This window comes from Cardinium endosymbiont of Dermatophagoides farinae, assembly GCF_007559345.1.
Taxonomy (GTDB): Bacteria; Bacteroidota; Bacteroidia; order Cytophagales; family Amoebophilaceae; genus Cardinium.
On record NZ_VMBH01000001.1, the window covers coordinates 697420 to 720481 of the forward strand.

20 protein-coding genes and 3 tRNA genes are annotated in these 23062 nt (G+C 39.9%); 10 read left to right on the top strand and 13 right to left on the bottom strand.

Annotated features, from left to right (window positions below):
- Window positions 1-108 precede the first annotated feature (108 nt).
- The 3 genes from FPG78_RS07650 to FPG78_RS07660 are packed head-to-tail and all read right to left on the bottom strand — an operon-like array spanning window position 109 to window position 3640.
- Window positions 109-912: an HD domain-containing protein gene (locus FPG78_RS07650; protein ID WP_223261979.1), complete on the bottom strand. Its 804-nt coding sequence runs from the start codon at window positions 910-912 to the stop codon at window positions 109-111.
- A gap of 26 nt (window positions 913-938) precedes the next feature.
- On the bottom strand, window positions 939-1457 hold the full coding sequence (locus tag FPG78_RS07655; protein WP_223261980.1) for a hypothetical protein: 519 nt from the start codon (window positions 1455-1457) through the stop codon (window positions 939-941).
- A gap of 50 nt (window positions 1458-1507) precedes the next feature.
- Window positions 1508-3640 carry a sodium:solute symporter family protein gene (locus FPG78_RS07660; RefSeq protein ID WP_223261981.1) on the bottom strand — a complete coding sequence of 711 codons (2133 nt, stop codon included), beginning with the start codon at window positions 3638-3640 and terminating at the stop codon, window positions 1508-1510.
- Between the two features lie 601 nt (window positions 3641-4241).
- Here FPG78_RS07660 and FPG78_RS03235 point away from each other — a divergent pair.
- On the top strand, window positions 4242-6650 hold the full coding sequence (locus tag FPG78_RS03235) for a valine--tRNA ligase (protein ID WP_144086590.1): 2409 nt from the start codon (window positions 4242-4244) through the stop codon (window positions 6648-6650).
- A gap of 1369 nt (window positions 6651-8019) precedes the next feature.
- Here the strand turns inward: FPG78_RS03235 and FPG78_RS03240 are convergent.
- The 3 genes from FPG78_RS03240 to FPG78_RS03245 are packed head-to-tail and all read right to left on the bottom strand — an operon-like array spanning window position 8020 to window position 9468.
- Complete coding sequence (locus FPG78_RS03240) at window positions 8020-8820, bottom strand: IS1/IS1595 family N-terminal zinc-binding domain-containing protein (RefSeq protein ID WP_223261982.1); 801 nt, start codon at window positions 8818-8820, stop codon at window positions 8020-8022.
- Complete coding sequence (locus FPG78_RS07120) at window positions 8810-8980, bottom strand: hypothetical protein (protein ID WP_186292436.1); 171 nt, start codon at window positions 8978-8980, stop codon at window positions 8810-8812. The genes FPG78_RS03240 and FPG78_RS07120 overlap by 11 nt, the downstream gene beginning before the upstream one ends.
- Complete coding sequence (locus tag FPG78_RS03245; RefSeq protein ID WP_144086592.1) at window positions 8968-9468, bottom strand: hypothetical protein; 501 nt, start codon at window positions 9466-9468, stop codon at window positions 8968-8970. The genes FPG78_RS07120 and FPG78_RS03245 overlap by 13 nt, the downstream gene beginning before the upstream one ends.
- 188 nt (window positions 9469-9656) lie before the next feature.
- On the opposite strand from FPG78_RS03245, the gene hemW reads away from it, so the two are divergent.
- The 4 genes from hemW (at window position 9657) to FPG78_RS07125 (ending at window position 14015) form a co-directional block, all read left to right on the top strand.
- The gene (gene hemW, locus FPG78_RS03250; protein WP_144086593.1) at window positions 9657-10829 is read left to right on the top strand and encodes a radical SAM family heme chaperone HemW; all 1173 of its coding nucleotides are present in this window, start codon (window positions 9657-9659) and stop codon (window positions 10827-10829) included.
- 135 nt (window positions 10830-10964) lie between these two features.
- Window positions 10965-12065, top strand: a complete 1101-nt coding sequence (locus FPG78_RS03255) for an ABC transporter permease (RefSeq protein WP_144086594.1) — start codon at window positions 10965-10967, stop codon at window positions 12063-12065.
- Window positions 12066-12142: 77 nt separating this feature from the next.
- On the top strand, window positions 12143-12802 hold the full coding sequence (locus FPG78_RS03260; protein WP_223262053.1) for an ABC transporter ATP-binding protein: 660 nt from the start codon (window positions 12143-12145) through the stop codon (window positions 12800-12802).
- A 205-nt stretch (window positions 12803-13007) separates the two neighbouring features.
- Window positions 13008-14015 carry a hypothetical protein gene (locus tag FPG78_RS07125; RefSeq protein ID WP_186292437.1) on the top strand — a complete coding sequence of 336 codons (1008 nt, stop codon included), beginning with the start codon at window positions 13008-13010 and terminating at the stop codon, window positions 14013-14015.
- A 604-nt stretch (window positions 14016-14619) separates the two neighbouring features.
- Here FPG78_RS07125 and FPG78_RS03275 read toward each other — a convergent pair.
- The 6 genes from FPG78_RS03275 to FPG78_RS03300 all read right to left on the bottom strand — a co-directional run bounded on the left by FPG78_RS03275 (window position 14620) and on the right by FPG78_RS03300 (window position 18845).
- Window positions 14620-14692: transfer RNA gene (locus tag FPG78_RS03275), tRNA-Arg, on the bottom strand.
- Between the two features lie 421 nt (window positions 14693-15113).
- Window positions 15114-15188, bottom strand: a tRNA-Pro gene (locus FPG78_RS03280).
- A gap of 17 nt (window positions 15189-15205) precedes the next feature.
- Window positions 15206-15294, bottom strand: a tRNA-Ser gene (locus tag FPG78_RS03285).
- 156 nt (window positions 15295-15450) lie between these two features.
- Window positions 15451-16737 carry a UDP-N-acetylmuramoyl-tripeptide--D-alanyl-D-alanine ligase gene (locus FPG78_RS03290; RefSeq protein WP_223261983.1) on the bottom strand — a complete coding sequence of 429 codons (1287 nt, stop codon included), beginning with the start codon at window positions 16735-16737 and terminating at the stop codon, window positions 15451-15453.
- A gap of 19 nt (window positions 16738-16756) precedes the next feature.
- A complete protein-coding gene (locus tag FPG78_RS03295; RefSeq protein ID WP_144086599.1) occupies window positions 16757-18277 on the bottom strand; it encodes a BamA/TamA family outer membrane protein in 1521 nt (506 codons plus the stop codon).
- A gap of 346 nt (window positions 18278-18623) precedes the next feature.
- Window positions 18624-18845 carry a DUF2795 domain-containing protein gene (locus tag FPG78_RS03300; protein ID WP_144086600.1) on the bottom strand — a complete coding sequence of 74 codons (222 nt, stop codon included), beginning with the start codon at window positions 18843-18845 and terminating at the stop codon, window positions 18624-18626.
- Window positions 18846-19047: 202 nt separating this feature from the next.
- Here FPG78_RS03300 and FPG78_RS03305 point away from each other — a divergent pair, with 202 nt between their 5' ends.
- The 4 genes from FPG78_RS03305 (at window position 19048) to FPG78_RS03320 (ending at window position 21603) form a co-directional block, all read left to right on the top strand.
- Window positions 19048-20271: an ABC transporter permease gene (locus FPG78_RS03305; protein WP_144086601.1), complete on the top strand. Its 1224-nt coding sequence runs from the start codon at window positions 19048-19050 to the stop codon at window positions 20269-20271.
- Between the two features lie 225 nt (window positions 20272-20496).
- Window positions 20497-20853, top strand: coding sequence for a hypothetical protein (locus tag FPG78_RS03310; protein ID WP_144086602.1), 357 nt, complete (start codon window positions 20497-20499; stop codon window positions 20851-20853).
- 41 nt (window positions 20854-20894) lie between these two features.
- The gene (locus FPG78_RS03315; protein WP_144086603.1) at window positions 20895-21377 is read left to right on the top strand and encodes a putative zinc-binding metallopeptidase; all 483 of its coding nucleotides are present in this window, start codon (window positions 20895-20897) and stop codon (window positions 21375-21377) included.
- A gap of 34 nt (window positions 21378-21411) precedes the next feature.
- Complete coding sequence (locus FPG78_RS03320; RefSeq protein ID WP_144086604.1) at window positions 21412-21603, top strand: hypothetical protein; 192 nt, start codon at window positions 21412-21414, stop codon at window positions 21601-21603.
- 185 nt (window positions 21604-21788) lie between these two features.
- Here FPG78_RS03320 and FPG78_RS07130 read toward each other — a convergent pair whose 3' ends face one another.
- Complete coding sequence (locus tag FPG78_RS07130; RefSeq protein WP_186292438.1) at window positions 21789-21947, bottom strand: hypothetical protein; 159 nt, start codon at window positions 21945-21947, stop codon at window positions 21789-21791.
- Between the two features lie 2 nt (window positions 21948-21949).
- Between FPG78_RS07130 and FPG78_RS03325 the strand changes: the two genes are divergently transcribed.
- The gene (locus FPG78_RS03325) at window positions 21950-22969 is read left to right on the top strand and encodes a hypothetical protein (RefSeq protein ID WP_144086605.1); all 1020 of its coding nucleotides are present in this window, start codon (window positions 21950-21952) and stop codon (window positions 22967-22969) included.
- The last annotated feature ends 93 nt before the right edge of the window (window positions 22970-23062 follow it).

Sequence of the window (23062 nt, forward strand, 5' to 3'; positions counted from 1 at the left end):
TTACAACCATATCCAGCTATCCATTGACCTTTTGTATTGAGGTAGATGGCTGTAGGGCTTGATTTTTTTGTTACTTTGTGATCAAGCAAAAAGTAAGATAAAAATTCCTTAACTGTCTTGATCCTTATCGGTATCTTTATAAACCGCTAGTGCGGCTTTAGCTGCTTTTTCTAAGGCCACTGCTATTTCTGGGTCTAGGTATGCATGGGCTAGCTTCACATCTATGGTCAGCGTTTCTTGCACCATATGATGCATCTCTTTGAGGTGGATATAACCTGCTGCATGACGTAGATCATAAAGCCGTTCTGCCAGTTTGATAAAGAGCACCGAAAGCTGTACATGGTCTTCCTTAATCGCTTCTTTCAAGCGGTTCTGCACATACAGCAAAGAAGGATGATCCAATTCTTGCCGCTTATCTATTCCTACTACATTCAATACAAAAGCATATACGCCTAAATTATAATGCTCCTGGACATAAGAAAGCGGCAAACAGGTATGGCGCACGAGTTCATAGAGCAAAGCGGCATAAATGACTTTAGGGGAGTGAAACACCCATTCTATCACTAGCTGGGCAATCCCTACTGCCCGGACATAAAACAATTGACCTGAAGCATGTCGCTTAAAGCCAAAGTGTTGCCGCAGTAATAAAAGCAAACCTGAAATCGTACCTATATCAATAGGGTCCTCTGGACATAAGGATTTACAGACATAGTCATGAAATTGCATTAATGCCATCATAGAGTCGGCTTGCTCCTTAGAGGTCACAGGGGCTTCTGAGGTTAAGCAGTCTAGCGGTAGTTTAGCGGTCATCTTATTGCGAACCTCTGTAACGTTGCTCGGCAATACCAATACAATAGCTTTTTGCGCACCATCAACCGGGTATGCTACATAGCCATAGTGGGCACGAACCATACTGGATATGGTATCCTGTTGAAGATCTATCGATGGTGGCGCTTCTTTTTTTCCTTGAGGGCTGGTGGATCCATGCTATCCTCATAGAGCTCCTTTACGGTAGGCAGTAGATCAATAGTCACGGGGCTTACTACTAAAGCAGTAGCCTGAAAGAGGAGGAATGTAGGGCCGCTGCTGTCAATAGGGTCTGCTTGCTTAAATTGCAAGGCAGTAGGATGGAGCTGTATCCGCACAATTTTCGAACCTTCTAGCTTGCCAATACGTAAAACAGCTTGCACCAATAAGTAGACTACTTGGTTGATATCGCATACGATATAGCGAGATGGTTCCCCACTTGCTTTTTTTATTTGCTCTACAAAGAGCCTAGGCGGATCAGCCAGTTCTTGAGATAACGCCAGCTCCACCTTACGCATCAGCTTATCTAAAGTAATTTTAGTAGGCTGCAGCAGTGCATGTTTTTTGGCCCTTGCGCTTCTATTGAAATAGGCCACCCAATCATATAACTTATTAATAATACTCTGAAAATCTTGTTTATAAAGGGGCATGTCGCCATCTAAAAAGGAGATGGATTCCTCAACTTTGGCTATTACTTGTGTTAAAATAGCCCATAGCCTTTGGCCTTACCAACTGTAGTAACGGGAACCATAGCCGAGTCGTAGAGGGATGCTTTTAGTTTTTGAGATGCTCTAATCTTTTCTTGGCTTTCCAGGTAAAGGATTTTCGTCAAATAGCGGTTTGCCTTGATTTTAAAGCAAACAACCATGGCAAATACGAGTAGGCTGACTGTAAATAGCGGAAATAAAGCAGATGCTACTGGCAAAGGCAATGCAGTGGAGATGGCATAAATGGCGCCTAATACAATAGCGCTTACCATCCCTATTGCCAGATAGAGGGGTAGTACCGATAAGATGACAACACAATGGGTCAGAGATAAAGATGCGGTAAAAATCGGGTCTACCAGATACCACCAGTGTCGCAATAAAGTCAACGGAAGATAAACGGCTACTCCTATAAGCCAACCTAAGCCAATCAACCAAGGTGGTATTGCTTTCCTAAAAAAGGTTTTAGAAGATGTAAAAAGCACCCCTACAAGTCCTTGGAATATCGCCCAATAGATCCGATCTGGTCTAATAAACCAATAACCCAGAATAGCAGTAGTGATGATATACAAGCCTGTTAAACGCAAGGCAGCATCACTAGGTACCAGCTTGGTCAAGGTAATTTTTCTATTGGCCCAAGCATGCTGCATCCTTTCTTTTCGTTTTGCCTGTTTGCGTGCATATGCTTGTTGTATTTGTTTAAAATTGTTATCTGGCTTCACCCAACCTGTACCTTCTGGCTGTTTGAAGAGATAATGCGCAGCCATCATAGCCAGGCCATTGGTTACCATAGCAATTAAAGAACCATCTATCTTTATTGCAGGTTCTACCCATTTGTTCCATGCTGCAAGCGTGTATGCACCTGTTGCCATACCGATTAAAGCCGTACGTGAAGTACCTCGAAAGCCAAAAATAGCTAATGTAAAAGGAGCAGCAATGATTGGTACAGCGCAAAAGAGGGACCAATATATTAATTTTAACAGGTTTTGACAGCGAAAGGCTAGGAACATAGCTAGTAGGCTTACCACTGGCGTGGTCCATCTTGCTATTTTAAGTTGAACCGAGTCAGTAATTTCTTTTTTACCTTGTAGGCTTTGCACTATATCATGGCTGACCATGACCACGCAACCATTTAAGTAGGAATCAGCTTTTGACATACTCATAGTCAATAAACCAATGGCAAGGAATCCTTGAAAAATAGAAGGAACATGCACCATCATATAGTCCCAAATATTTTCCTTTGGTAAATCTGGCACCCCTGCAAAAACAAGTAGACCAGTTAGAATTATAAAAATCTTTATTATAAGGTTAAAAATAGTAGCATATGAAAAAACTTTTTGGGCCTGAATGGGGTCAGCAGACATATATACCCTTTGAATAATAGGCGCATCTATATAGGAGGCTAAATTGCTGAGCACAAAGCAAAGTATGGCGATTAATTTAGTATCAAAATGGAATAGGCTACTAAACTGAAATCTGGTGTGACCCTGTAGCATAGGAACAATTTCTGGAACCGGTTTATCTACTTGTAGAAAGATAAACCAAGCTAAAAGCGGAATGATAATGGCAAAGGTTATAAACTGCAATACATCTATAAAGGTAACCGCACGAATACCACCAAATGTAGCATAGAAAGTAAGCAGTAAGGTAGCAAAGATAGGCATTATATAGGGATGCTCTATCTTCAAACAGATGCCAATAGCCTGGGTTATTGCAGTGATTTGCATCGTAATGATAACGATAGCGTTACAGATACCAGCTAGCGCAGCTATAATCCTTGGATAGTGGCCGTAGATATGGCCTATTGTCTCTGCCATAGATAGATGTTCCATAAATGGCCCCATGTGCAAGGCTAATTTACTAATGATCCACAAACCAAAAGTATCTAAGAGTACAGCGATGATCCACCATAAACCAAGTTCATAGGTGCATCCTATGTTCAGTATGAAGCCTCCCCCTCCAAAAACAGTAGCCAATACCGTGGCCACCAGCGTAGCGGTAGCAAAATCTTTACTCCCTACTGCATACCTTCGAAAGCTGGTTTGTTTGCTGCTAAAGTAAAGCCCTACCAATAAGATTAATAGAAAAAAAGCAGAGACGATCAATAAGGAGAAATTAAAGGATATCATAAAGCAAAAAAAATAGATATGGCGCCAGCAACGCATTTTGCAATGATAATTTTTTTATCTAAAAATCAAAAAAGAGCAGGTTGCATAGACCTTCTTCAAAACCTATTTGTGATCAGCAGTTTTTAGGAGAAGCGCAGTCGAGCACCGCAGCATACTAAATGTATTTGAGGAGCATAGACAAGCTTCGACACCAAAATTGCCATTAGCAATAGGTTTTGCAGAAGGTCTCATGATTGTGCTGACTTGAATAGATCTTTAAATGCCAACATGCTGTAGGCGGTTAAGATATAGAGACCTTCTTCAAAACCTATTTGTGATCAGCAATTTTTAGGAGAAGCGCAGTCGAGCACCGCAGCATACTAAATGTATTTGAGGAGCATAGACAAGCTTCGACACCAAAATTGCCATTTAGCAATAGGTTTTGCAGAAGGTCTCATGCTTGCGCTGACTTGAATAGATCTTTAGGTGCCAACATGCTGTAGGCGGTTAAAATATAGGATAATGTTTGTAAGCCCATTATATTTGTGATAATCTTAAATAAGCCTCTTTCGAGAGTCGATTTCATAAAGAGGTCTATCCAAACCATTTTTTCGATTAGAAAATGACGCAACCCTTCTTACCTCAACGTTACAACTTTTTAGAACGAGAAAAAAATTGGCAGCACTTTTGGCAGGCAGAAGCGCTATATAGCTGGGATGCTACCGCTCCTCGTGGGGCTACTTTTGTGGTAGACACGCCTCCGCCTACTATTTCGGGACAGCTGCACATAGGTCATGCCTGTAGCTATACGCAAGCTGATTTTATAGTTCGATTTCAGCGTATGTTGGGTAAAAATATTTTTTATCCGATGGGATTTGATGACAATGGCTTGCCTACGGAGCGGTTGGTAGAAAAACAAAAAGGGGTGCGTGCCGCCCATATGGAGCGAGCGGATTTTATAAGGTTATGTCAGGAAGTAGTGGTGCATGAAGAGGAGAAGTTTAGAAATCTTTTTAAAGCCATGGCGCTTTCCGTTGACTGGAGCTTAGAATACCAGACGATTAGCCCGCTATCTCGTAAGCTTTCACAGCTCTCTTTTTTGGCATTTTTAGAAAAAGGCCAGATATACCGTAGCGCGCAACCTATGTTGTGGGATCCAGTAGATGGTACTGCTTTGGCACAAGCTGATATTCAAGATCAGGAGCGTACCGCTTATATGAATGATATTGTATTTGTCCATGAGGCCACGCAAACACCGCTTACCATTGCGACTACTCGACCAGAATTATTGCCTGCTTGTGTGGCTTTATTCTACCATCCGGCTGACTTGCGTTACCAACATTTGGCTGGTACCTATGCGACCACGCCTATATTTAATATCAGGGTCCCTATTTTAGCCGATGATTTGGTGCAACCCAATAAGGGAACAGGTTTGGTGATGTGTTGCACCTTTGTAGACCAAACCGATATCCTATGGTGGAAAAGGCACCAGCTCCCTACTGCTATTATCCTGGATAAACAAGGTAGGATCACACATGCTGGTCCATTGCAAGGGCTAAAGGTAGCAGCGGCGCGCGAAAAAATCATTGCAATCTTAAAAGAGCAGTCACTTTTGGTCAAGCAAACGCTTGTGCATCAGGCTGTAAAATGTGCAGAACGCTCTGGTGCGCCCTTAGAAATCCTTACAACGCCTCAGTGGTTTGTACGCACCATCGATCATAAAGCGGCCCTTTTGGCTAAAATCAATCAGCTCAAATGGCATCCTGCGCCGATGCGGCATAGATTGGAGGAATGGGTGAATGGCATTGCTTGGGATTGGTGCATTAGCCGTCAGCGTTATTTTGGGGTTCCCTTTCCTGTTTGGTATTCTAAAAGAGCCGGAGAAGAAGGCAAGGTATTGCTGCCCACCATAAACCAATTGCCTGTAAACCCACTGCAAGACCTACCCATAGGCTATACACGCGAAGAGGTAGTACCTGATTATGATGTAATGGATACTTGGGCCACCAGTAGTATTTCTCCCCAGCTTTCTTCTTATGCTATTAATAAGGAGTTTAGCATAGACTATCATAGGCACCAGCAGTTGTTCCCAATGGATTTGCGTCCACAAGCCCATGAGATTATACGCACTTGGGCCTTTTATACTTTACTCAAAGCTCATTTGCATGAAGACAGCCTTCCTTGGAAGCATATCATGATCAATGGATGGTGTCTGGCACCAGATAGGCAGAAGATGTCTAAGTCTAAAGGCAATGTACTCCTTCCTGAAAAGCTTTTAGCAGAATATGGCGCCGATGTAATCCGCTATTGGGCAGCCAATGCCCGTTTGGGTGCAGATACTTGCTATTCTGATCATGTCATGAAAAATGGCAAGCGATTGGTTACTAAGCTATGGAATGCAGGTAAATTTATCTTAAGCCATTTTGATAAAGTGGAAGGATTAAACCAGCCGCTTGAGTGGCATCAAATCACCCATACCCTAGATAAATGGCTCTTCCAATCATTAGCAGCACTCACGGAAAAGGTCCATGCCCATTTTCTAGCCTATGGCTATGCAGAAGCGTTGGAGGCGGTGGAAAAATTCTTTTGGTCTGTTTTTTGTGATGATTATCTAGAGGTTAGTAAGGATAGAGTCTATAAGGATAACCTGGGCCAATCCAGTGCTATCATAACCCTTTATCATACTTTTTATGGCTTATTGCAGCTTTTTGCACCTATTTTGCCCCATATTACGGAGGAGCTTGCGCAGGGGATTTATCCAAATAAAGGTTCTATACACCAAAGAGGCAATTGGCCTCAATGGGCACTACCTACTGTTTTAAGCCAAGACAAACTGGACCAAGTAGCCTCTCTGAGAGAAATTATTGAATTGGTACGTAAGGCTAAAGCAGACCGGAAGCTTTCTATAAAAGCACCCATCCAGCTGCTGACCATTCGGGGTACGCTTTTAGATAAAGACTTAGATCAAGACCTTACAGCGGTTACTGCAGCGGAAAAGATAGTATATAATAATGAATCTATGGGCCTATAGATATAGAGGTGGTGTGGGGATAAGGCATTTTTATTTTACTTTTTTCTTGATAAAAAAGTAAGAGAAAATCAAGCGCTGATGGAAAAAGCTGCTGAAAGCACAGCTTACAGATGGAAAAACAGAAACCGCCCGCTTCGCGGGCTTGAAAGGAATCTGTTTTTCTTAATCATCTGTAAGGGACGGCTTCTATTTGGCAACTTTTTACAGGGGCGCGTTTTTCCTTGTTTTGGGGGTAACGTGGCCATATGGCTGAATGGATACGTTTGTTCAGGGAAATGGTGGGGGAAAGGATTAAAGCTGGAAAACCAGCATTCGTTTTCCAGGACCCACCTAACTGATTTGCTACTTATTTTTAAAGGGACATTTTCTGGTCGTAACCTTTTTAAGGCACGTTTTGTTTAGAATCATTCAACACATTTTTAGCATCATTTTTTGTTTCTGGATGAATTAAATTCAAATTTTCCGATAAAAAATCTTTAAGTAGGGTGAGTTTATCCTTATTATCAGGACTATCTTGTATATTAAGATATTGAATAGCGAACTCTGCGAGATTATTTATCTTTTTATCTACTTGTATCTTTGAGTTTTCTTCTGAAGAAGTTTGATATTTTATAGTCTCATCCGTATTAATATTTCTATTCCTTTTATTATTCCTTTTATAGGGGTGAGTCTTTTCTGATCTGTCATCTTATTTAGGCCTTTCTCTTTTTGGGAGGACAATAGGTGCTGATTGTGTGAGTATATTTATATTATTACCATCTTGTTCGAAAAGATCTATATAGGCCTTGTACCAATCTATAAAAGATTTATTAATATTTGTTGAAGAGTTAAGCATTTTGTCGCTTTCATTTACAAAATTGTTAATTCTATTTATTAGTGATTCGCTTATTATATATTTATATTGTTCTTCTTAAGCAAACCTAATGCTAGTTTTAGCTCGATTATTAACGATGTTGGTTCTGTATTTTTTGTATAAAATGAGCCTATTCTTTTATATAAACAAGTGTGGATAGCGGATAGCTTTTTGCTTACGAGTTGTTTTACTTGATTTCTAATATAAAGCTTAGGATCATCTATATTATTATTACGTGTGGATGTTGAGCCGTTATGCTGATTCTTTACTTGGTTACACCCAATTAAATGGATCAATAAACCATTGCATAGAGTCAGTTTCCATGTTTTTTTTAGATATTTTAGCATAATTGTATAGATTTTAGTTTAGCTTAACGTAGTGTTTTAGCTAGTATGGGGTAGCGATTGATGCATAACCTCAAGACTGCCGCTGTTTAAGGGTAAGCAATGAGTAGGTCACTACCTACCATAAAAGATTTAGCAAATTTATCTATTTTAGATGGAAACTGCAACTTTTTTATAAAGTTTGTTCAGGGAATGGTGTGGGGGTAAAGGGGATTTTATTTGTACCGCATGCTTGCGTGTACTCCGACTCCGGATCCGGACTCCAATAGTGGTTACAATCTCGACAATGGTAACGTTTCCTGCCATTTGGTGTATAACCATGGCTACGGTAGTTAGAACTTTGGCAATGTGGACATTGGATTTTATCCATCAATTTCTTGATAGCGGCAGCATAGTGCTTGCGCCAATATTTAAAGTAACAAGATTTAAAATAATGGGCAATCTTTGTTTTAGTATCATTAGTTTTATCTTCTATTAGATAAAACATTAGTTGTTTGGTCCAAACTATAAAATCCTTGACCACTTTTACTACTGAATCAGATACAGCCCACCTATCAAGTAGCTGTAATGCGTTTTGGTCATCTTTTGAGTTGCACAAATCAGACAGCGTCTGCTCTGAAATAATTTTTTTGGTAAAAGCAGGGTTAACTTGAACAAGTTCATTGATATACCGCATCCCTAAATGTATGTATTGTATAAGTTCTGGAGTAGAAAGCGCAAGGGGGTCGATATCCTTGAACTCATCACCGGTAGGCATAAGGTTAGCAGTAGATACCAGATGGCTAGGTATACCACCAGTATTCCGCTGCTGATACATGCCCATTTTTATTTGGTTTGCACTACATTCAATTAAATGGATAAATAAGCTGCTACATAAAGTCAGTTTCCATCTTGTTTTTAGATGTTCTAGCATAATTGTATGGATTTTAGTTTTGTTTTTATTCTTTATTTGCTCTTTGCTGTTATATTGCATTTGCTTTTCCTGCCTTTTCGTTGGCTAACAGGCCTTGTAAAGGCTCCATAGCTGCTGGAGGATGTTGATCAGCGATCTGGCACTGGCAACAATCTCTTGTAGAACCAAGCATGGTATCACTGTTAAGATTAAACTGGTTAAGCGTGTTTAATTGACGCATAGCAGTAGTATAGGTGTGTTCCCAATATAAAAAATCACCAATAGTGCTTGTTGAAGCATTAAGCATTTCATGACTTTTACATAAAAAAACTTAATGTAATCTTTATTTATTAGTAGCTTTGACTTATCCAAGTTGTTAACCAATAATCCTAATGCTAGGTTTATATCGTTTATTAACGATTCTGGCTCTTTATTTGTATTTGATTCTTTCCAATAAAATGCGCCAATTTTTTTAAAAAAATCTTTGTAGAATTTGCATAGCCCTTGATGTATTGTATACTTTGTAAGGACACTATTACCATGGATATGATCAAATTCATTACCGGTAGGCATAAGGTTAGCAGTAGACACCAGATGGCTAGGCATACCACCGGTATTCCGCTGCTGATACATACCCATTTTTATTTGGTATGCACTACATTCAATTAAATGGATAAATAAGCTGCTACATAAAGTCAGTTTCCATCTTGTTTTTAGATGTTCTAGCATAATTGTATACATTAGGTGAAATACAAGACCTTCTGGAAAACCTATTGCTAAATGGCAATTTTGTGGTCTATGCTCCTCAAATACATTTAGTATTCTGGCGACTGCGCTTCTCCTAAAAACTGCTGATCACAAATAGGTTTTGCAGAAGGCCTACACAATAAGCTTATCTATTTTAGATGAAAACTGCAATGCTTTATAAAAACTTATCTATTTTTAATCCAACACAAGGCCATGCGGGCATTTACCTGCATATTCCATTTTGCAAGCAAGCTTGTCACTATTGTGCCTTTCATTTTAGTACAAATTTGCGGCTCAAATCATTGGTGCTCGATAGCATGCTTAAAGAGATTGCACTGCGTCAGGATTATTTAAAAGGGCTCCCTATTACCAGCATTTATTTTGGAGGCGGCACGCCTTCTTTATTAACCCTTGGGGAAATAGAGCGCTTACTCGACCAGGTTGTACAATATTTTCCTATAGCGCCGGGTGTAGAGATTACCCTAGAAGCCAATCCTGACGATGTAACGCTTGAAAAGCTGCAAGGGTTGCGCCATATGGGTGTGAATAGACTTAGCATAGGCATACAGTCTTTTAATGACCGGCTGCTTGGTTATATGAATAGGGCCCATACCAGTGTTATGGCGCAAAATAGTGTAGCGTGGGCACGTGCTGCTGGTTTTGATAACTTAAATATAGACCTTATCTATGCCATTCCTGGTACCACTACACGCGATTGGCAGGCCGATTTAACCCAGGCGCTATGGTTAGAACCAGAACATATTGCTGCCTATTGTTTGACCATTAAACCCAAAACCGTATTTGACCATTGGCATCAACAAGGACGTATCGTTGAAGTAGACGAAACCTTAGCAGCAGAACAGTTTGAACTAGCTATTGCAACTTGTAGCAAACAAAGTTATCTGCATTATGAAATTTCTAATTTTTGCAAGCCAGAAAAATATTCCAGACACAATACCAACTACTGGAAAGCCGGTCCCTATATAGGCATAGGGCCCGGTGCGCATGCCTATAATGGGCTGCAACGGCAATGGAATATCTCCCATAATGCGCTGTATAGCAAAGCCATTCAAAATGGAAAGCTCCCTTATACCGCAGAAACATTAACCCTAGCCAACCATGTCAATGAATATATCATGACCAGCATTAGAACCTGCTGGGGATGTGACCTAGATTGGATCTATAAACAATATGCCATTGACCTTATGGTTACGCAAAAAGATTATCTAGAAAAAATTATCCTATGGAAGTTAGCCTATTTAACAGGCCATACACTTTATTTAACAAATAGTGGTAAATTACTAGCCGATAAAATAGCCAGTGATCTTTTTGTGGATGGTTAATCGCGCAATTTGATGGACCGTACTATAAAAAACGCATCCCTGGAAAATGTTGTGCTTTCAGCAACTTTTTACCGAGGGCTTGATTTTTTGCTTACTTTTTGATCAAGCAAAAAGTGTCATATAAATTCCTTTTCAATGCGGATTTATTCTAGGATTTTAGCATACGCGGGGCCTTTAAGCAAGTGCGCTGTTTGTTATTTTTTTGCTATTCTTTTATCTATTCTTTTTGGTTTGGTGACCTATGGTTTGGTAGTACCCTTGCTTAAAGTGCTCTTTGACCAAGAAGCGTTAAACCATTTGCTATTAGAAGAACAGGTAAGGCCAAAGTGGCAGCTAAAGATTGGTTACCTTACTGGCTTATTTAATTACTATTTTATACAATTTATTATTGATTATGGTAAGATAAGCGTACTCTGTTTATTGGCACTTCTATTTATGCTATCTAATGCCATTAGTGGTTTTTTTAGATATATAGCCGATATCACCATGGCTAAGGTGCGCATCAATCTAGTCTATAATTTACGCTTGGCACTCTTTAAAAAAAGTTTGGACCTTCCTGTCCAGTACTTTACTGACCAAAAGAAAGGAGATGTAATGTCACGTATTACTGTTGATGTTCAAGAAATTGAATATGTAGTTGGTGACACATTGCGTCTCTTTTTAAAGGAGCCTACGCAACTTTTTTGTTACATAGCCGTGCCATTTTACATGTCTCCAAAGCTTAGTCTTTTTACTTTATTATTTTTACCCATTGTGGGGTGGGCCATTGCGCAGATTATGCAATCCCTTCGTAAGTGGACAGATGGCACCCAAAAGTCGCTAGGCAATTTGATGCATCTGATTACAGAAACGGTCAGTAGCATCCGCATCATTAAAATTTTTGGTGTGCAGCAATATGCTGTTGATCATTTTAAAAAAGAGGGGACATTTTATGCCCGCACCAATATGGCTGTAGCTAAAAAAGCCTATATGATAGCGCCTGTATCTGCATCGTTAAGTGTGCTAGCCGTTTCCATTATACTCGCCTATGGTGGCCATTTGATCCTTTTGGACTGTAGCCTGCTGACACCCAGTACTTTTATTGCATACATCATTATCTGTTCCCAGACCCTTGTGCCGATCAAAATGATTTCAAGATCCATTGGCCATATCCAACGGGGCATAGCTGCTGGAAGGCGTGTTTTTGATCTATTGGATCAACCAGCTCCCCCTAAACCCTTTCCGAGGAGGCCATAACGGCCACATTTAAACGTGAAATAGCATTTAACAATCTTTCTTTTTCCTATGATGGGTGCAAGCAAGTTTTACATCAGATCAGTTTTACCATTCAAAAAGGCGAAACCATCGCATTGGTTGGCGCTTCTGGTTCAGGAAAGTCTACCCTTTTATCGCTTTTATCTGGTCTTTACCAGCCAAATGCTGGCACCGTTACAATAGATGATTTACCCATTACGCAGATTTGTCCTACATCGCTCCATCGTTTAATCGGCGTTGTCACCCAGGAATCCATTTTATTTCACGATACCGTCTTTAACAATATTGTATTGAATAGGTCAGGATTCAGCAAGGCAGCCGTTATAGAAACTGCCCAAGTAGCTGGTGCACATGACTTTATTATGCGTTTGCCGCAAGGTTATGATACCATTATTGGAGAAAATGGCAACAAGCTCTCTGGAGGTCAAAGGCAACGCATTTGCATTGCCAGAGCGATATTGGCTGGTCCATCTATTTTGGTATTAGACGAAGCCACTTCAGCGTTAGATAGTGTCTCTGAGCGCAACCTACAAGAAAGCCTTCAATCCCTTATTAAAGATAAAACCGCTATTGTAGTAGCCCATAGGTTAAGCACCATTTACCATGCCGATAAAATTATTGTATTGGAGCAAGGAAAAATTGTCGAACAAGGCACCCATTCCACCCTACTGGCCCAAGGAGGGATTTATAAACAATTGTTTGTATTGCAACAAAGCTAGCGCAGTTCCTTGTAGATAGATAAAAAATTTTATAAATAGAGGAAGAGGATGGTACATAATTATAAAAAGTTTAATATATTTGCGAAGTTACAAAGTATTCATGCATACTTGGTTTATTAGATAAGGGTCAATGTTATTGAGCTTTATCTCACTTAATTAGATTAGCTTGGCTTGGCTATGTTCAAGCAATAAAACAGCAACTCAAATGAAAATTTTATTAAAAAAAAGAGGCTTTTTTCTATTTTTCTTTTTTACACTGCTTTTGTTTACGCGATGCGGGTGCCCAAAGCGTAACATTCCACCAAAACGGCTAAAAAATTTGGATCAAAAAGATCAAGAAGATCAAAAAGAAAAAGATAAAATATCTATTGATGTAGATAAGAATAATCAGAAAACTGGAGTACCCCCTAAACTAACTGTTGATAAGGATTTAGATAAGGATCAAAAGCCTAGCCAGGAGGCTAAGGGTATTTCTGTTAGTAAGGAAGACAAGCCGAAAAAGACACTGAAGGAGGAATATAATGAGGAGAAGAATAAGGAAGCTGAGAAGAAGAAGCAAAAGCATGAAAAAGAGCAGAACAAATTGACGTATGAGGAGATGAAGGAGGAATATAAGAAGCATAGGAGGTTATTGGATAAAACATATGAGCGCATGAAGGGGAACATAGAGTTGAAGTATGATAATATGAGAAAGAGGGAGAGTAAGCAGATGGAGTATTACGATAATATGAGAAAGAGGGAGAGTAAGCAGACGGAGTATTACGATAATATGAGAAAGAGGAAGAGTAAGCAAATGGAGTATAATGAGTTGAATAAAGAATATCAGGCTGAGAAGCTTCGTATACAAAAGAATGAAGATGAGATTGAGAGCCTCCTTCGTACTGTGCAAGGTAGTGAGCATAAACAGCATGTTCGGCTTCAGCTGCGCACAGAATTGGGACTGGATCATAAGGAGAACGAGCTGAGTCTTGCGCATCAGAATCTGGAGAAGTTGGATCAGAATTTGAAAGATTTAGAACAGGATCTGGAGAAGTTGGATCAGGATTTGAAAGATTTAGACCAGGGGCTGGAGAAGCTAGACCAGGATTGGAAACAGAACTTGAATGATCTGGAAAAGAATCGAAAACGTGAGCTAGATGATCTGAAACAGGATCTGAAGGAAGTGGAGAAGGAGCTAGAGCAATGTGGGTCTTTTACCTGGCCTTGGATTTAATGATAAGCTTTTTTGATAAAACAAAAAATAACATATTTTTCACCAGTAGTCTACAGTTCAAATACAAGTATAACAGATATGATCAGTGTGGTCCCGGAAGGACTCAAACCTTCAACCTACTGCTTAGATGGCTTATCTAGTGAAGAAAAATGATATAAAAGCAAGAAAAACGGGTCTATTCAGCCATATCGCCGGGCTATTTTCTCGACAATCAAAACCGCGTCCTTGAAAAAAGTTACGATCAGAAGGTGCAGCTTACAGATGAAAAGAGAAACAGTTGCTAGGGAGGTCACAGGGTGGCTTCTGTTTTTCCATCTGTAAGGTGTGCTTTCAGTAACTTTTTGCACAAGGCTTGATTTTTTGTTACTTTCTTATTAAGAAAAAAGTAAGATAAAAACTCCTTTGATCAAGCAAAAAGTGATAGGTATCATCATCCGTTTGATCCATCAAAAAGTAAGATACAAATTGATTCCTTTCAAGCCCGCGCAGCGGGCGGTTCCTGTTTTTCCAGCTCTAGGCGCTGCTTTTAGCAACTTTTTGCACAGGGCTTGATTTTTTGTTGCTTTTTTATCAAGAAAAAAGCAAGATTAAAACTTCCTTTATGTGGTCCCGGAAGGACTCGAACCTTCAACCTACTGCTTAGAAGGCAGTTGCTCTATCCATTGAGCTACGGAACCTAAAACGTATCTTAACCTAAGAAATGATATAAAAACAAGGGGAAAGTATCCATTCAGCCCCCACCCACGGACGTGGGTTATACCTAAAAAAGAAACTGCGTTTGAGTGCAGTTTCTTAGAAGCCATCTGGCAACGTTATACTCCAAATATTCCAAAAAGAGAAAAACGCCCATTGTAGTAAAAAGTTACGTTTAGAAAGCAGCGCTTAGAGCTGAATAGAAAAACAGCATGTCTGAGCCCGCATAGCGGGCGAGTTCTGTTTTTCCAGCTCTAGGCGCTGCTTTTAGCAACTTTTTGCACAGGGCTTGATTTTTTGTCCACTTTTTGATCAAGCAAAAAGTGGTAGGCATCATCATCCTGGTGATCAAGAAAAAATGTGATATAAATGCCTTTTTACCACTGGTTTGAACAGATACTTTCGTCGGGGCGGCAGGATTCGAACCTGCGACCTTCTGCTCCCAAAGCAGACGCGATAACCGAGCTACGCTACGCCCCGAATAGAATAATAACATGCGGATAGGGGGGGATTCGAACCCCCGGTACAGAACAATCCATACCGCAGTTTAGCAAACTGCTGGTTTAAGCCACTCACCCACCTATCCTTAGGGCCTTAACAATATAAGGTATGTAAATTTACTGAAATTATAATAAAAAAATGCATATAATTGCCAGAAATTAGATTATATCTAGTATAAAATGATTCATATAAATTGATCCATATTTATTAGACTTCTTTTGTAACGCTCTAGAGCAGTCTATTATTCTAACTGGTCTACCAACGTATCTATCGCCATACCATTAGCTGCTTTTAATAAGATGCCACTATCTTGATAGGTATGGCTATCTAAATAATTTTCCAATGCTGATTTGGTTGGAAAACAAAGGATATTTGGCTGTTTGCGGTCAGCAAAGCTGAAAAAAGGGCCACATAGGAGTATCTGATCATAGCAAGGTTGGCAAAGCTGTTGCACTATTTTGTGGTGCCAAGCAGTAGTTTGGTTGCCCAGCTCAGCCATATCGCCTAATATAACGATACGGTAGCGCACCTTTAATTGTAGCAGCGCATCCAGTGCTGCTTGCACCGAAGCAGGGCTGGCATTATAGCTATCTATAATCAATTGATTGCTGCCTTTAACCATTAGTTGCATCCGTTGGTTGGTAGGGATATAGGCTTGAATGGCTTCATGGGCTGCCGGTATATTAAAATATTTGGCCACACAAAGGGCTGCGGCTATATTGTTTATATGGGGTTTGCCTAATAAATGGGTGGTATATTCTTTTCCTTCTGAAGACTTATAACGCAGATAGGGCTCCTCACCAACCAGCTCAAGCGGTGCAAAGTCGTTGGGCCCAGGGTAGGTAATGAGTTGGGCAAACCGCTTACTGATAGTGGACAATAAGGGGTCTAAACTATTCAAGAAAACAGTGCCACCAGTAGCATAGAGGTAGTCATATAGCTCGCTTTTACCCTGTATTACACCTGTTATATTTCCAAATCCTTCAAGGTGGGCCGCACCAATGGCGGTAATCATACCATGCGTAGGGCGTGCTATGGTACAGCATAAAGCAATATCTCCGGGTTGGGTAGCACCCATTTCTACCACTGCTATTTGGGTATCCTGTTGCAGCGACAAAAGGGTTAAAGCCACGCCAATAGGCGTGTTTAAGTTGCCTTTGGTTGCTACCGTTTTATAAGTAGTCTGTAAGACCGTATAGATCAGTTCTTTGGTAGTAGTTTTACCATAAGAGCCGGTTATAGCTATAACTGGTCCGTTATATTGCGACCGATGGTAACCGGCTAATTGGATCAGTGTCGTCAGGCTATCCTTTACTAGGATGCAAGCAGATGAGGGTATAGCATAAGCAGGGTCATCTATAACCACATAACTGGCCCCTTTTTCTAGTGCTTCTGCTGCAAAGCGATTTCCATTAAAGTGCGGGCCCCGAATCGCAAAAAAAATTGCACCTGGAGCCAACTGACGCGTATCCGTAGTAACAGACCCTGCTGTTAGGTATTGCTTGTAAAGTACTTCTATGGCCACCATAGGCAATGAAATGAAGCGATTAGCTATAGGCAATTAATGTAGGGTTAGGCGCTGTTTTATTCTTAAAGGGCCCCATGGCAAGCTGCACAGATGGCACCATCTTTCCTAATAAAGGGCTATATCCCAGTTTAAGTGTGCCTGCCAGCCATGGCATGGTTGTATGTGCCAATTGTAAGCCTGCTCCATAGCTATCTACCCATGTCTGATTCAACAGCTGATGATTGCGGTTGTACAGGGCAATGAAATCCATAAATCCAAGGCAAACAAAGCGGATATCCTTTACCATAATCGGCGTATGCAGGGTGCTGTCTAGATGCACATTCAGCCGTGCATGGATAGGCTCTTGCATGCAGTTATCGCTTTCAAGCGCTTCTAACGCTTCAGGATCACGGCGTTTGATACCTAACATGCGTTCCTTGTCCATTCGGTAACCCGCTATATAATCTATCCTTATAAAGGGGCGTGCGCCATTACAAGTTTGTATAGGCGGACCAGCATAGGCTAAAGCTAGTTTCAATATGATTTCTTCGAATCTTTCTTTATAAATAAAAGCCCCTGATTCACAGCTTAGATGCAAATATTTAAGCCTAGGGTTTGCTATATTTTTAATGCCATTGATGCCAATATAGTGCCTATTATAATGCTTACAGTCATTATAATATTGGTAGCCATATAGCATTTCTATAGCGCCACCTTTGGGTAGTTTTTCCAAACCATGTAGGGCATATACACCACTTATTTCTTCATAACCATCTGCTACCCAGCCTATTTTACCCAAGATAAGTGTATAATTTTTTCTATTCGGCGCAGCCGATACAGGTTCAGTAAACTGTTTAGTAGCGCCGCTTAGTCCAGTGATCCAATAATAAGGCGCACAGGGATCCTTTGCTTGGATAGCAAATAATTTGCCAATCCATAAATTTTTGTAGTTAAATCTATATTTATTATCGCCATCGGTATTGCCTATCTGGCTATACCATTGTCCTCCAAAAAAGCAGTTCCCATGCAGCTTAGGCAGTTCATAAGTCAATCCGTAGCCCCATCTTTTCTTTAAAAAAAGCTGATGGCTGAAACAGTGTCCATAGCCCCATGCATTATGATGCGTTATCGTACATAACGGTCCTTTATCTAGGCTTAAGTCGACGGCTATAGGAAATTGATCCTTGGTCTCTATGATTAAATCAGCAGCTCCATTCACCCCTTTACGTGTAATGGATACGCTTGAAAAATAGGGTAGTGTTGTGAATCGCTTTTTGATACAAGATAATGTCTGCGCATCAAAAGTTGCACCAGGTTTCAAGGAGAGATACCTGTGGATGAGTGAGGCATCCGTTGTAGGCGTAAGCCATTTCAGCAAACGCAAATAGGGATATCGTACCGTTGGCGCTATTGCACCTGTAGATGCTATAGTGATCTCCCTAAGCTTATAAGCAGGAGCGGTAGAAGGATTTGCTTTGATCGTAAGTGGTATACAAAAAAAAAGGGCTAAGCCCTTTCTTAAGCCTACACACTTCCTGATGCTTTTATCTTTTTTATACATTGATGTAACCCATTTAAAACGTTATAGTATTAGTCCTCCTTTGCAAGCTATTGCTAAATGGCCATTTTGTGGTCTGTCCGCTTCAAAATAGAGCCAGCCTATGCTGGCGCTTCCCCTAAAAATTGCCCATCACAAATAGGCTTCAAAAGAGGCCTGCTATATGAATCATATTGGCTGCTGCATATAATCTAGGATAAGGAGCTATGCTAGACGTATAACGCCTTATGACCTAGAAATAATTGCCAAACCCATAGTAAAAGATGCATGATGCTTTTATATGATCTCAGTGTTTGAGTCTAGCGCAAGCGCTAGACCACTCATACTGAGCATCGTTCTTTAGCTGAGTTTAATATTCATCTTCATTAAAGACAAAGTCATCACCCGTTGGGTAGTCAGGCCATATCTCTTCGGGAGAATTATATGGATAATCATCATCATCTAATTCCTCTAGATTTCTAATCACCTCAAAAGGGGCGCCTGACCGTTTGGCATAGTCTATTAACTCATCTTTGATAGCTGGCCAAGGGGCATCTTCTAGATGCGATATTAATTCGAGTGTCCAATACATAATATAGTAAAAGTAAAAAATAAATTAAATTTAAGCTATCTGTTGATAGCCTTTAAATCCGGCTTTTAGCAGGCAAAAATAGAGTAAAATTTAAATTTATACAAGAAATTTGCCAAGCGCTTATTCCTAGTGCTATTTAAATTTTTTCCTACTTGCCTTGACGCTATATCCAAATTTATATTTTATTATAATTATAATCTACATGCAAATTTCCTTTTTTCTTGCAAAGCGTTACATTAAACAGCATGGCAATACACGATTGTTACATAGGTTGTCTAGGCTTTCTTGTTGCAGTATGGCCTTGGGTACAGCTGTTTTAGTACTCGTATTGGCTACTATGAATGGCATGGAAAAGTTATTATCCACTTTATTTTATACCTATACGCCTGCATTAAAGGTAGTGCCCAAAACAGGTAAAACATTTGTATATGATAGCAAATTAAAACAAAATATCATAGACCTTGCTGGTGTAACAGATGTTGTTGAAGTATTAGAAGCTACTGCGCTGGTACAGTTGCATCGCCGGCAATCCATTGCGACCATTAAAGGGGTATCGTGTAATTTTACCGGAACTGATTTGTATAAAAATTGTACCCATATTGATGCAGCTACTTTTCTAGCGGATGGTTCACCTCAAGCTACTGCAGGCATAGGGATTGCTCGGTCTTTACAATGGGCACCTCATAACAATAGGGTAGCAGTTTTTTATCCAAAGCAGGGTGGTTATCATCTGCATAACCCTTATAAGCGCATGACCTTAGTGGTGGGTGGGCTTTTTTCTATCGCTAAGCAAATAGATAGCAAATATATCATTGCCCCTATTCACTTTGTAGAGGCGTTAACAGATGGTTTGAACCAGCGTACCTATTGGGAAGTTGTCATCAAAGATGAAACCGATTTAAAAAGCACGCAAGCAGCCATAGACAAACTCCTACCAGCTGGATATAAGGTAATCAATCGAGATGAACAAAATGAAATCCGTCGTAAGGCTATTTTTATTGAACGGCTTTCAGTCGGTTTTATCTTTATTTTGGTATTGCTTTTAGCCTCGCTGCATATTTTCTTTATGTTATGTATGTTGATATTACAAAAGCAGAAAGATATAGCCATACTGGTTTCACTCGGGGCAACACCCCATCAAGTCGGTAAGATTTTTTTCTATCATGCCATTTTGGTATCCTTGAAGGGCATGTTATATGGTATGATCATTGCGTGGGGCGTAGCTTTTTTGCAGCAAAAGTTTAGCCTGATTACCTTTACTAGGGGGGGGCATACGACGCCTTATCCTATAGCCATGCATGGTTTGGATTGCTTATATACCGTTATCGCAACCACTTTATTTAGCCTTTTAGCTTCCCTTTGGCCTGTGCGGCGCGCCATGCAATTGGCAGCTGTCGGTTCAACCAATGGTACTACAAATCCATAACGACATAGTATGTTTCAATTGATTTTGTTACATTTGCAAAATAATTTCCGCTGATTAACATATAAAAACACCCAAGTTTAAAAGCACAAAGCAGTTTTTTTAAGCAATTGTTTGAGATGGTTACATGCTAGCCAAACCTTTAAAGTACTAATTGAAACTAAATGCTTATAAAGCATCTAAAAAAATAGTTATTACTGATTTATTGGGCTGTTTAGTCTCATATTCATGGGATGCAGCCAACCTGGTGCTAATATGGTGCGGAAGGTTGCTTCAGAGGGGCTTATAAAAAAATTTAGTAATATAAAATCTATTTTTAAAAAGAATCCTTCCGAAATCAAGGTCAAATTTGCTAAGGATGATGTAGATGTAATGGTACGCTATAAAATTGGCAAGGATGATAAACTTCACCTTGACGGTTTATTCCTATGCCGGGGTCTGGATTTGATCCGGATTTATGGGCACGAGAGAGGATTAAGCAGGGTAAGCACCAACGATATTGGTACCTGTTTAAGAAACTCATCCCAGAGAAATACAGGCCAGAAATCCGATATCTTGAAATATTCGATCGAAAAGATAGTTTGACAGTTACTACCATGAGACCTAAAAACAAAAAGATCTTCACTTTGAGGATTTCATTTGATCTATTTGATCTAGAACCTTCTTATAGTAGTGAGATACTAGACTATGCCTTTATCATTTGTACAATGATCCATGAATTCGGTCATTATTTGGAAATGCATAACGACCAACAATCTTCTTTAAGGGGTGACTCTATATTAAAAATAAATTCAATTGTTCGAAAATTTAAGACTATGTCTGAATCCAACGCAGAGCGTGAAGGGGCATACGTCACAGAGTATGCAAAAACTTCTTGGGACGAAGACTTTGCTGACACTTTTGCCTATTTTGTTCTCCTTGACGAATGCCCTGAACCAGGTGTTAGTATACTAGGGGATAAGGTTCGGTTATTTTATAAATACCCAGAATTCGTCGAAATCAGGGAATCCATTCGGGCTAACATTAGGAAGCTAGGCATCCATCCCAATATGTCTCGGGATGAGCTTAAGAAACTAGACATCTATCCCAGTACCTCGGATACCAATTAGCCAATGCAAACAGATTGATTTTGTAAATCGTATTGTGCCCATTCAGCCCTATGGCGCTATTACCATCAAAATCAATCAAAAACGTGCCTTTGGAAAAAGTTGCGATCAGAAAATACAGATTACAGATGCAAAGAAAAACGTATCCATTCAGCCATCTGGCAATGTTATACTCCAAAAAGAGAAAAGCGCCCATTGTAAAAAGTTACGTTTAGAAAGCAGCGCTTAGAGCTGAATAGAAAAACAGCTTGTTCAACGTTATGGCCATAGTAGGAAAATGCCCCTGTAAAAAGCTTTTTGCTGAGGGTTTGATTTTTTGTTACTTTTTTATCAACCAAAAAAAAGTAAGAATACAACCTCCTTATCTTGCATTTTACAACTACATTTGATATGTATAGCTTAAATGATCTGAGATTACGTCATGAGACCTTCTTCAAAACCTATTGCTAAATGGCAATTTTGTGGTCTACGCTCCTCAAATACACCTAAGTATTCTGCGGTGCTCGACTGCGTTTCTCCTAAAAACTGCTGATCATAAATAGGTTTTGTAGAAGGTCTATCGTTTCTATACACATATGAAAAAAGTAGTTATAACCGATTTATTTGGGTTAATTGGCCTCATTTTAATTGGATGCGCCCTACGATGTCTTCAACGTGGCCCTCCTGCTATAATAAGGCCCGTTGATGAAACAAAGTCTATAGTACGCAGTGATAGAAAACTGATCTTTAAAAGCACTGTTGCCAATGGCAGCGCTATAGATCCTTATGCTTGCCCAGTAGTACTAGCACGTTACAAAAATGTTAATGATTGCCTTTTCCGTTGTTCGTTTGCATCCACACCGGGGCCTGGATTTGCCCTAGATCTATGGGAACGAGCAAGTAACAATCAGCTTGGGCATCAACGGCTTTTTAACTTGTTTGCGGACATTATCCCTCAGAAATTCAGACCAGGGATCCTATATGTTGAAATATTCGATCTAAAAGGTAGTGATACATTGGCCTATATGAGCTTTGACCTTGATTTAGAGGTCTTCTGCTTGGGTATATCATATAACCTATTAGACATAAAAGCTGATGAAGCTGATAAAGCTGATAATAATAAAAAAAATAGTGGTTGCGTACTAGACTATTCCCTTATCGTTTGGGTCATGATCCATGAATTCGGTCATTATCTGACATTGAATAAAGAACAGCAATATATGGTAATGGACCTACTTGGCCCCTTCGCTAGAAAGAATTCAATTCTTAAACAAATCGAGCATACACCTTCTTATGATAAAATACGAGCCTGTAATAGGTTAAACGATAAAGAAGCAGCATATCAATGCAAAAAAGAACTTGTTCAGCAAAATGAATTCGTTACGCAATATGCAACAGCTTCCTCTATCGAAGACGCTGCTGAAACTTTTGCCGATTTTGTCCTCACTGACAAACCCAATGAGCCAGGCGTTAATGGAGTGGATGAAAAGATCCTATTCTTTTATCAATACCCCAAAATGGTCGAAATCAGGGAAGCCATTCGAACTAATTTCAAGAACAAGCCGTATCCATCCCAATGTGTCTTGCAGAAGGTCGTTAGAAAACTAGGTGCCTAAAGAGATAGCATATTGGAAATGCAAGTAATAATTCAGAAATTGCACCATTTGCCGGTTCTATTGCAAAAAACCGCTTGGCACTTTTTATCAGTG

Coding starts and splice junctions, on each gene's coding strand:
- FPG78_RS07650 (WP_223261979.1), bottom strand. CDS start 912: ATGGTTCGTGCCCACTATGGCTATGTAGCATACCCGGTTGATGGTGCG.
- FPG78_RS07655 (WP_223261980.1), bottom strand. CDS start 1,457: ATGCCCCTTTATAAACAAGATTTTCAGAGTATTATTAATAAGTTATAT.
- FPG78_RS07660 (WP_223261981.1), bottom strand. CDS start 3,640: ATGATATCCTTTAATTTCTCCTTATTGATCGTCTCTGCTTTTTTTCTA.
- FPG78_RS03235 (WP_144086590.1), top strand. CDS start 4,242: ATGACGCAACCCTTCTTACCTCAACGTTACAACTTTTTAGAACGAGAA.
- FPG78_RS03240 (WP_223261982.1), bottom strand. CDS start 8,820: ATGCAATATAACAGCAAAGAGCAAATAAAGAATAAAAACAAAACTAAA.
- FPG78_RS07120 (WP_186292436.1), bottom strand. CDS start 8,980: ATGCGTCAATTAAACACGCTTAACCAGTTTAATCTTAACAGTGATACC.
- FPG78_RS03245 (WP_144086592.1), bottom strand. CDS start 9,468: ATGCTAGAACATCTAAAAACAAGATGGAAACTGACTTTATGTAGCAGC.
- hemW (WP_144086593.1), top strand. CDS start 9,657: ATGCTTTATAAAAACTTATCTATTTTTAATCCAACACAAGGCCATGCG.
- FPG78_RS03255 (WP_144086594.1), top strand. CDS start 10,965: ATGCGGATTTATTCTAGGATTTTAGCATACGCGGGGCCTTTAAGCAAG.
- FPG78_RS07125 (WP_186292437.1), top strand. CDS start 13,008: ATGAAAATTTTATTAAAAAAAAGAGGCTTTTTTCTATTTTTCTTTTTT.
- FPG78_RS03290 (WP_223261983.1), bottom strand. CDS start 16,737: ATGGTGGCCATAGAAGTACTTTACAAGCAATACCTAACAGCAGGGTCT.
- FPG78_RS03295 (WP_144086599.1), bottom strand. CDS start 18,277: ATGTATAAAAAAGATAAAAGCATCAGGAAGTGTGTAGGCTTAAGAAAG.
- FPG78_RS03300 (WP_144086600.1), bottom strand. CDS start 18,845: ATGTATTGGACACTCGAATTAATATCGCATCTAGAAGATGCCCCTTGG.
- FPG78_RS03305 (WP_144086601.1), top strand. CDS start 19,048: ATGCAAATTTCCTTTTTTCTTGCAAAGCGTTACATTAAACAGCATGGC.
- FPG78_RS03310 (WP_144086602.1), top strand. CDS start 20,497: ATGGGATGCAGCCAACCTGGTGCTAATATGGTGCGGAAGGTTGCTTCA.
- FPG78_RS03325 (WP_144086605.1), top strand. CDS start 21,950: ATGAAAAAAGTAGTTATAACCGATTTATTTGGGTTAATTGGCCTCATT.